Origin of the sequence: Methylobacterium jeotgali (assembly GCF_022179345.1) — a bacterium.
Lineage (GTDB): Bacteria > Pseudomonadota > Alphaproteobacteria > Rhizobiales > Beijerinckiaceae > Methylobacterium > Methylobacterium jeotgali.
Window position 1 is genome coordinate 1 of record NZ_BPQR01000101.1, and the last position, 9,087, is coordinate 9,087.

General features: G+C 71.1%; 10 protein-coding genes. 7 read left to right on the forward strand and 3 right to left on the reverse strand.

The genetic code is table 11. The annotated features are described in order from the left end of the window. Positions 1-203 precede the first annotated feature (203 nt). Both MFF04_RS21580 and xth read left to right on the forward strand, forming a co-directional pair. Positions 204-1,148, forward strand: coding sequence for a LolA family protein (locus MFF04_RS21580; RefSeq protein ID WP_238279051.1), 945 nt, complete (start codon positions 204-206; stop codon positions 1,146-1,148). Positions 1,149-1,159: 11 nt separating this feature from the next. Continuing rightward, positions 1,160-1,969, forward strand: coding sequence for an exodeoxyribonuclease III (gene xth, locus MFF04_RS21585; protein ID WP_238279053.1), 810 nt, complete (start codon positions 1,160-1,162; stop codon positions 1,967-1,969). Between the two features lie 141 nt (positions 1,970-2,110). Here the strand turns inward: xth and MFF04_RS21590 are convergent, their stop codons facing one another. Both MFF04_RS21590 and MFF04_RS21595 read right to left on the reverse strand, forming a co-directional pair. After that, positions 2,111-3,499 (reverse strand): APC family permease, encoded by a 1,389-nt coding sequence (locus MFF04_RS21590; protein ID WP_238279055.1) that lies wholly within the window; start codon positions 3,497-3,499, stop codon positions 2,111-2,113. 75 nt (positions 3,500-3,574) lie between these two features. Beyond that, positions 3,575-4,228 carry a glutathione S-transferase family protein gene (locus MFF04_RS21595; protein ID WP_238279057.1) on the reverse strand — a complete coding sequence of 218 codons (654 nt, stop codon included), beginning with the start codon at positions 4,226-4,228 and terminating at the stop codon, positions 3,575-3,577. A 312-nt stretch (positions 4,229-4,540) separates the two neighbouring features. Here MFF04_RS21595 and rpsO point away from each other — a divergent pair, with 312 nt between their 5' ends. The 4 genes from rpsO (at position 4,541) to MFF04_RS21615 (ending at position 8,235) form a co-directional block, all read left to right on the forward strand. Continuing rightward, positions 4,541-4,810, forward strand: a complete 270-nt coding sequence (rpsO, locus tag MFF04_RS21600) for a 30S ribosomal protein S15 (protein WP_238279059.1) — start codon at positions 4,541-4,543, stop codon at positions 4,808-4,810. Between the two features lie 220 nt (positions 4,811-5,030). Next, entirely contained in the window at positions 5,031-7,271 is a 2,241-nt protein-coding gene (pnp, locus tag MFF04_RS21605) for a polyribonucleotide nucleotidyltransferase (RefSeq protein ID WP_238279061.1), read from the forward strand. A gap of 90 nt (positions 7,272-7,361) precedes the next feature. Further along, complete coding sequence (locus MFF04_RS21610) at positions 7,362-7,826, forward strand: AAC(3)-I family aminoglycoside N-acetyltransferase (protein ID WP_238279063.1); 465 nt, start codon at positions 7,362-7,364, stop codon at positions 7,824-7,826. Between the two features lie 175 nt (positions 7,827-8,001). Further along, positions 8,002-8,235, forward strand: coding sequence for a YgaP-like transmembrane domain (locus tag MFF04_RS21615; RefSeq protein ID WP_238279064.1), 234 nt, complete (start codon positions 8,002-8,004; stop codon positions 8,233-8,235). A 74-nt stretch (positions 8,236-8,309) separates the two neighbouring features. Here the strand turns inward: MFF04_RS21615 and MFF04_RS21620 are convergent, their stop codons facing one another. Then, positions 8,310-8,573, reverse strand: coding sequence for a GlsB/YeaQ/YmgE family stress response membrane protein (locus MFF04_RS21620; RefSeq protein ID WP_238279066.1), 264 nt, complete (start codon positions 8,571-8,573; stop codon positions 8,310-8,312). Positions 8,574-8,772: 199 nt separating this feature from the next. Between MFF04_RS21620 and MFF04_RS21625 the strand changes: the two genes are divergently transcribed. Beyond that, positions 8,773-9,087 (forward strand): RidA family protein (locus MFF04_RS21625; RefSeq protein WP_238279068.1); only part of this gene is annotated, 315 nt, incomplete at its 3' end.

Genomic DNA, 9,087 nt, shown 5'->3' on the forward strand with positions numbered 1-9,087 from the left:
ACGCGAGATCCTGGTGGAGGGCGTCCACCACGCCGCCGTCTACGACGACGATTGATCGCCTCGCGTGCCGGCGCCGATGTCATCGGCGCCGATGCGCGGTCGACGGCACGGGGAAATCCGGCCCGCTGCGTCGCAACTTCGCCATAGGGGGGTGTTCCAAGCGCCTCCTGCCGTCCCCCCGAGTCCCGAGGAGTGAGCCCACGATGAACGGCCGCCGCACCCGAGCCGCCGGCACGCTCCTCGCGCTCGCCCTCGTCTGCCAGGGCGGGCCTGCGCAGGCGCAGCTCTCCTCGTTCATCGACGGGCTGTTCGGCCGCAAGGAGGAGCCGGCCCCGGAGGCCGCGCCCGCTCCCCAGCCGGCGCCCGCCGCGCAGCCGAAGAAGGTCTCCAAGCCCAAGGACGGCAAGGACGCTGCGAAGGACACGGGCAAGGAGCCCGCCAAGGCCGCCGAGAAGCCGGGCCCGGAGAAGACCGGCGCCGCGAAGGCCGCCGCACCGAAGGCCGCGCCTGCCGGTGCGCAGGTCGCCGCAGTCGGCGCCGCCCCGCCCTCGGCGCTCACCGGCGAGGCGCCGGACCCGGCGAGCGTGCTCGCCCAGGCCAACGCCTACTTCAACGGGCTCTCGACCTTCACGGCGAGCTTCGTCCAGATCGGCGCCGACGGGCGGCGCATCGGCGGCAAGCTGACGCTCGCCAAGCCCGGCCGCCTGCGCTTCGACTACGACGAGCCCTCCCCGCTCCTCGTCGTCGCCGACGGCACCTCGGTCGCCGTGCGCGACCGCCGGCTCGCGACCCAGGACCTCTACTTCATCTCCCAGACGCCCCTGAAATTCCTGCTTCGGGAGAAGATCGACCTCGCCCGCGACCTCTCGGTGACGGATGTCAGCAACGACACCGGCGGCGTGCGCATCGCGCTCGAGGACCGCTCGACGCTCGGCGGCACCTCGAAGATCCAGCTCTTCTTCGACCCCGAGGTGAAGACGCTCTCGCAGTGGCGCATCACCGATCCGCAAGGGTACCAGACGACCGTGCAGCTCTCGAACATGCAGAAGGGCCGCGCCGTCGACGGGACGCTGTTCGTGATCAACTACGGCCGCCCCGAGGACAAGGCGCTCCAGGAGCAGATGCAGCGGGCCGGCATCCGCCAGTAGAGTCTCTCGCCGTGCAGCTCTCCGTCACCAGCTGGAACATCAACTCGGTGCGCCTGCGCATCGACCTCGTGCTGCGCTTCCTCGCCGAGGCGAAGCCCGACGTGCTCTGCCTCCAGGAGACGAAGTGCCCCGACGACGCCTTCCCGTTGAAGGCGCTCAGGGGCTCGGGCTACGAGCACGTCGTGTTCGCCGGCCAGAAGGGCTACAACGGCGTCGCCATCCTCTCGCGCTTCCCCCTGCACACCCGCGACGTGATGGGCTTCTGCGAGCGCCAGGACGCCCGCCACATCTCGGCGGTGCTCGGTCCCGAGGCCGGGAAGGCCGCGGGCATCGTGCTCCACGACTTCTACGTGCCGGCCGGCGGCGACGTGCCGGATGTGAATCTCAACCCGAAATTCGCGCACAAGCTCGGCTTCCTCGACGAGCTGCGCGCCTGGGGCGGGCGGCGGGTCTCGGGTCCGGCGATCCTCGTCGGCGACCTCAACGTGGCGCCCCTCGAGCACGACGTCTGGTCCCACAAGCAGCTCCTCGACGTGGTGAGCCACACCCCCGTCGAGACCGAGCGCCTGGAGACGCTCAGGGGCGAGGCCGGCTGGATCGACGCCGCGCGCCACCTCACCCCGGAGCCCGAGAAGATCTACACCTGGTGGAGCTACCGGGCCGCCGACTGGTCCGCGACGAACAAGGGCCGGCGCCTCGACCATGCCTGGGTCTCGCCGGACCTCAAGGACACCGTGCGCCGGGTCGAGGTCGCCCGCCACGCGCGGGGCTGGGAGCGCCCCTCCGACCACGCGCCGGTCACGTTGACGCTGGACCTGTGATCCGGAACGCCGACAGGGGCCGGCGCATTCCTCCCGCATGACCGCTCACGCAACCGTGAGCGCCCTCCCCGATAGAGGCTCCATGCGCAAGCTCCTAATCGCGTTCCTCCTGCCCAAGGTCATCTCGTACCTGCGCCGCCGCTACGGCCGCGGCGCCGCGCCCCGCCGGCCGTAGAGTCCGTAGACGGCGAGGCCGGCCAGCAGCCAGCCGCCCAGCCGCACCCAGGAATCGGGGGGCAGCCCCGCCATCAGCGCGAGGCAGGCGAGGATGCCGCCGCCCGCCACGAGCGGCAGCGCCCGGACCCGGAAGGGCCGGGGCCGCTCCGGCTCCCGAACCCGCAGCAGCAGGGCGAGCCCGCAGACCAGCGAGAACGCCAGCAGCGTGCCGATGCTGACGAGCTCGCCCAGCACGTCGAGGGGCACGAGGCCCGCGAGCGCGGCGGTGGCGAGCCCGATCATCGCCTGCGACGCGGCCGGCGCCCGCGTTCCCGGATCGACCCGGGCGAAGAGCGGCGGCAGCAGGCCGTCCCGGGCCATGGCGTAGAAGATGCGGCCCTGCCCATAGAGGGCAGTGAGAGCCGAGGTGGTGAGCCCGAGCACCGCGCCGACCTTCACCAGCGTCCCGAAGCCGGAGAGCCCGATGGCGTCGACCGCCCGCGCGATCGGGTCGGCGACGTCGAGGTCCCGGTAGGGCACGAGCCCGGTCAGCACGACGGCGACCGCCACGTAGAGGAGCGTGGTCAGGACGAGCGAGCTGAGGAGCCCGGTCGGCGCGTCCCGCTGCGGATCGCGGGTCTCTCCGGCGGCGGTAGCCACCGTCTCGAACCCGATGAAGGCGAAGAACACGACGCCCGCGCCTCGCAGCACGCCGCTCCAGCCATAGGCGCCGAACGCGCCCTCGTTCTCCGGCACGAAGGGCCGCCACAGCTCCGGCCGCAGATGCGCAAGGCCGACCGCGAGGAAGGCCAGGATGATCGCGACCTTCACTGCGACCAGCCAGGCGTTCGCCGCCGAGACTTCGCGGGCGCCGCGGGTCAGGAGCAGCGTGAGAACCAGCACGATGCCGGCGGCCGGCAGGTCGACGAAGCCGCCCGCCCCGGGCGGCGCGGCAAGCGCGGCGGGCAGATGGAAGCCGAACTCGGCCATCAGGCTGCGGGCATAGCCCGACCAGCCGGCGGCCACCGTCGCCGCCGCCACGGCGAACTCGAGGATCAGGTCCCAGCCGACGAGGAAGCCGGCCGTCCGCCCGAGGCTGGCGCTCGCGTAGCTGTAGGTCGAGCCCGAGGCCGGCATCATCGCCGCGAGCTCCGCGTAGCAGAGGCCGACCAGCGCCGAGGCGAGCCCGCCCAGCACGAAGGACAGGCTCAGCGCCGGCCCCGCGTAGCGCGCCGCCGCCGTGCCGGTGAGCACGAAGATGCCGGCGCCGATCGTCGCCCCGAGGCCGATGCAGACGAGACCGAACGCCGAGAGGTCGCGGGCGAGGCCGGGGGCCGGCACGGCCGTCCTGAGAGCCCTCGCCTCGTGCGCCATGAAGTCCCCCTCCCGGTGGCGTCCCGCGGCAAGTTTCGCGCCGGAAGACGCTCGAGCCGCGAAGACGCCCGATCCTCAGCCGGTGCGGTGCTCGAACTCGCCCTCGACCTGCCGGTGCAGCCGCTCGTCGATCGCCTCTGCCCGGACGACGGCGGAGCGGGTCCGGAAGCGCTCGACGTAGCGGAGCAGCTCCAGGTTCGGCGGCACGAGCTTGAACTGCGTCGTCCAGGCGAGCGCTGTCGCCCAGAGAATGTCGGCGGCGGTGAAGCGCTTGCCGAACAGGTAGGGCCCTTTTCGAAGCTGCGCCGTCAGCAGGTCCATCACGGCGTCGTAGCTGCCGTAGGGCGACATCGCCTGCGGCCCCGGATCGCGCTCCATGGCCCGGTCGACGATCGCCGGCTCGAAGGAGGAGCCGTAGAGGACGAGCCAGCGCAGGTAGGGGCCGCGCAACGGGTCGTCGAGGGCGGGGGAGAGCTTCGCCTCCGGGTAGAGATCGGCAAGGTAGATGTAGATCGCCGCCTGCTCGGTCACGACAGCGTCGCCGTGCACGATCGCCGGCACCTTGCCCAGCGGGTTGACCGACAGGAAGTCGCGGGCACGATGTGTGCCGGCCTTCATGTCGAGGGTGCGCAGCTCGTAATCCGCCCCGAGCTCCTCCAGCAGGGTCAGGACGCCCGAGGCGCGGGTGCGCGGCGCATGGTAGAAGGTGACGCGGCGGGGGTTGGTCACGGACGGCTCCGTCGATCGATGCTCCGGGCGCGGGCGCGGGCGCGGGCCCGGCGCGCGGCTTGCCGACCCCTACCGTAATCCCCGGGCCGGTCCAAACCGCCCCGGCACGGATCGCGGCGCCGGGGACTGGCGCGCCCCGCGGTTTCGTGTATGGTCCGCGCCGCCCCGGCCCGCTTGGTCCGGGGCTCGACCCGTTTCCGGGCGCCGACGACCGTGCTGGACGACATCCCGGCACCGGCCTGAGCCCGGAAGCTCCGCGCCGCGCTCCTTCGAGGGCGGCCGATCCCGACACATCCCAAGAGAGGACCTGCGATGTCGATCACGGCAGAGCGCAAGACCGCGCTCATCAAGGAATACCGCGCGGACGCCAAGGACACCGGCTCCCCCGAGGTCCAGGTGGCGATCCTCACCGAGCGGATCACGAACCTGACCCAGCACTTCAAGACCCACGGCAAGGACAACCACTCCCGCCGCGGCCTCCTGAAGCTGGTCTCGCAGCGCCGCTCGCTGCTCGACTACGTGAAGCGCAAGGACGAGGCCCGCTACCGCTCGCTGATCGAGCGCCTGGGCATCCGCCGCTGAGCTGAACACCGCGCGGTCCCGGCCTACCGGGGCCGCGCTTTCCATATCGGCGTCCGGGCATGGGGCCCGGCCGTCGACCCCCGGGCCGCTTCGAGGTGCGACGGCCGGGCGCAGGATCGCAAGCCACTCGGACCCCTCCCCCGCCGGAGGCTCCCGAGCGGCTTGCCGTCTTGCCCCCGGCGGCGCCGGGCTCGCCCGCCGCAGGAAGGCAAGAGAAGACATGTTCGACGTTCAACGCGAAGAGCTGATGTGGGGCGACCGCAAGCTCGTCCTCGAGACGGGCAAGGTCGCCCGCCAGGCGGACGGCGCCGTCGTCGCCACCTACGGCGAGACCTCGGTGCTCGCCACCGTCGTGGCGATGAAGGAGCCGAAGGCCGGCATCGACTTCATGCCGCTCACCGTGAACTACCAGGAGCGCGCCTACGCCGCCGGCCGCATCCCCGGCGGCTACTTCAAGCGCGAGGGCCGCCCCTCCGAGAAGGAGACGCTGGTCTCCCGCCTCATCGACCGGCCGATCCGCCCCCTCTTCATCGAGGGCTGGCGCAACGACACCCAGGTCGTCGTGACCGTGCTCACCCACGACCTCGAGAACGATCCCGACATCGTGGCGATGGTCGCCGCCTCCGCCGCGCTCACCCTCTCGGGCATCCCCTTCATGGGCCCGATCGGTGCGGCTCGCGTCGGCTACGTCAACGGCGGCTACAAGCTCAACCCGCCCGTTACCGAGACCAAGGAGGAGTCCTCCCTCGACCTCGTCGTCGCCGGCACGCAGGACGCGGTGCTGATGGTCGAGTCGGAGGCGAAGGAGCTCTCCGAGGACGTGATGCTCGGGGCCGTGATGTTCGGCCACAAGCACTTCCAGCCGGTCATCGAGGCGATCATCCGGCTCGCCGAGAAGGCCGCCAAGGAGCCGCGCGACTTCTCCGCCCCGGAGAACGCCGACGTCGAGAAGGCCGTGCTCGAGGTCTGCGAGGCTGAGCTGCGCGCCGCCTACACCAAGACCGTCAAGCAGGAGCGGTACAGTGCCGTCGACGCCGTGAAGGCGAAGGTGGTCGCCGCCCTCTGCCCGGCCGAGGGCGAGCAGAAGTTCTCGCCCGAGAAGGTCAAGGCGGCCTTCAAGGAGGCGCAGTCGAAGGTGGTCCGCTGGAACATCCTCGACACCGGCTCGCGCATCGACGGCCGCGACGTCAAGACGGTCCGCTCGATCGTCTCCGAGGTCGGCGTGCTGCCCCGCGCCCACGGCTCGGCGCTGTTCACCCGCGGCGAGACGCAGGCGCTGGTCGTCGCGACGCTCGGCACCGGCGAGGACGAGCAGTTCATCGACGCGCTGGAGGGCACCTACAAGGAGCGCTTCCTCCTGCACTACAACTTCCCCCCCTACTCGGTGGGTGAGACCGGCCGCATGGGCTCGCCCGGCCGCCGGGAGATCGGCCACGGCAAGCTCGCCTGGCGGGCGATCCGCCCGGTGCTGCCGCCGGCCCACGAGTTCCCCTATACGATCCGCGTCGTCTCGGAGATCACCGAGTCGAACGGCTCCTCCTCGATGGCCTCCGTCTGCGGCGGTTCGCTGTCGCTGATGGATGCCGGCGTGCCCCTGCGCCGTCCGGTGGCCGGCATCGCCATGGGCCTGATCCTCGAGGGCGAGCGCTTCGCGGTGCTCTCCGACATCCTCGGCGACGAGGATCACCTCGGCGACATGGACTTCAAGGTGGCCGGTACAGAGGAGGGCATCACCTCCCTCCAGATGGACATCAAGATCGCCGGCATCACCGAGGAGATCATGCGCGTCGCCCTCTCGCAGGCGAAGGACGGCCGCGCCCACATCCTCGGCGAGATGTCGAAGGCGCTCACCGACGCGCGGCCCGAGCTCGGCGAGTACGCGCCGCGCATCGAGACCATGCAGATCCCCACCGACAAGATCCGGGAAGTGATCGGCACGGGCGGCAAGGTCATCCGCGAGATCGTCGAGAAGACCGGCGCCAAGGTGAACATCGAGGACACCGGCATCGTGAAGATTGCCTCGTCCGACGGCAAGGCGATCAAGGCGGCCTACAACTGGATCCGCTCCATCGTCGCCGAGCCCGAGGCCGGCACGATCTACGACGGCACCGTCGTGAAGTGCATGGAGTTCGGCGCCTTCGTGAACTTCTTTGGCGCCAAGGACGGCCTCGTCCACATCTCCGAGCTGGCGCCTCAGCGCGTCGCCAAGGTCACGGACGTGGTCAAGGAAGGCGACAAGGTGAAGGTGAAGTTCCTCGGTCAGGACGATCGGGGCAAGATCCGCCTCTCCATGAAGGTCGTCGACCAGACCACCGGCGAGGACCTCACCGAGAAGCTCAAGGCCGAGCGCGCCGCCCGCGGCGAGCCCGAGGAGGAGCCCCGCGAGCGCAGCGACCGGGGTGATCGCGGCGACCGCGGCCCCCGCCGTGAGCGCGGCCCCCGCCGCGAGGCCGGGGAGTAAGGCTTAACCGCTTCGAGACAGGGGCGCGGTCCAGACCGGGACCGCGCCCTTTTGTTTTTCAGGATGCATCGGCGGCGTTAGGCTGGCGCGATGCCGAACCCGTCCGCCACGATCCGGCGCCTCGCCCCCGCCGACCTGCCGCTCATGCGGGCGCTGAATGCGCTATTCGGAGAAGTCTTCGAGGATCGTGAGACCTACGCGGGGGCGCCGCCCTCGGACGCCTATCTGACCGATCTCCTCGCCCGTGAGCACGTCGTCGTTCTGGCGGCGCTTCGCGAGAGCGCGGTGGTCGGTGGGCTCGTCGCCTATGAGTTCGACAAGTTCGAGTGCGCCCGCCGGGAGGTCTACATCTACGACCTCGCCGTGGCCGAAGCCGATCGCCGGAAGGGAATCGCCACGGCGCTGATCGCGGATCTGCGCGGCATCGCCGCGGCGCGCGGGGTCTGGATGGTGTTCGTCCAGGCCGATCACGGCGACGGGCCGGCCATCGCCCTCTATGAGAGCCTCGGCACCCTTGAGGAGGTGCTGCATTTCGACATCCCGCCGGGTGCGTAGACGGCGGCCTTCGAGGCCTATGCGGCGCGCCTCGCCGTCCGCCCGGCGGCCGTGCGGGCGCGGGAGATCGACGACGCGATCCTCGCGCGGCAATCCTCCGCCTAATCGGCGCGGAACGCTCGCGGGGTCCCGGCGTTCGCCCCGCATCGCAGCCAACCGAAGGACGGGAGCGCACATGGCCAACGGGATGATCGAGGATATCTTCAGCGGCGAGCCGAACCTGAGCACCACTGAGCGGGCGGTGTCGGTCGCCCTCGGCCTCGGGATCGCGGCCGCCGCCGCCCAGCCCCGGCCGAACAAGCTCCTGAGCCTCGCCGCCCTCGTCGTCGGCGTGGCGCTCGCCGTGCGGGGCGCCAGCGGGCACTGCGCCGTCAAGGCCATCACCGACGGCGGCTCGGACCGCATCTGAGTTCCCGGCGTCGGACGGAGCACGAAAAAGGGCGCCTCGCGGCGCCCTTCATCGTTTCGGCAATGGTGGACCGCTCAGAGCGTCGTCGTACGGCGACGGGCGACGAAGCCGTAGATCGCGAGGACCACGATCGCGCCGACCACCGCGCCGATCAGGCCTGCGCCCTGGTTGGGGCCGTACCAGCCAAGCGCTTGGCCGAGGAAGGTGGCGACGAAGGCGCCGACGATGCCGAGGATGGTGGTCATGATGAAGCCCGAGGGCTCGTTGTCGCCGGGCATGATGAACTTCGCGATCACGCCCGCGATGAAGCCGATGATGATGGTCCAGAGGATGCCCATGTGATGTCCTTCCGCAGCGGCCGCCGTTCCGGCCTTTCGGCGTCGTAACGTGCGAGACATGGTGCAGGTTGCCGCAGGCGGCGAGCGTCCCGCGAAGAAACTTGGCCGCAGGCCCCGCGCGATCGGGGCGCTGCCCTTTACGCGGCAGGCCCCGCCGCCCCACAAGGGCGCTTCGATCACGCAAGGGAGCGCGGACGGGATGAGTGGACAGGGGATCAGGCGGCTTCAGCCGGGGGCGCGGATGAGCCAGGGGGCGGTCCATGGCGGGCTCGTGTTCCTGGCGGGCCAAGTCGCGGAGAGCGCGGCCGGGGCCGGCGTGACGGCGCAGACCCAGGGCATCCTCGGGCAGGTCGACCGCCTGCTCGCCGAGGCCGGGACCGACAAGACCCGCATCCTCTCGGCGACGATCTACCTCGCCGACATCGCGACCTTCTCCGAGATGAACGCCGCCTGGGACGCCTGGGTCTCGAAGGAGAACCCGCCGGCCCGCGCCACCGTCGAGGCGCGGCTCGCC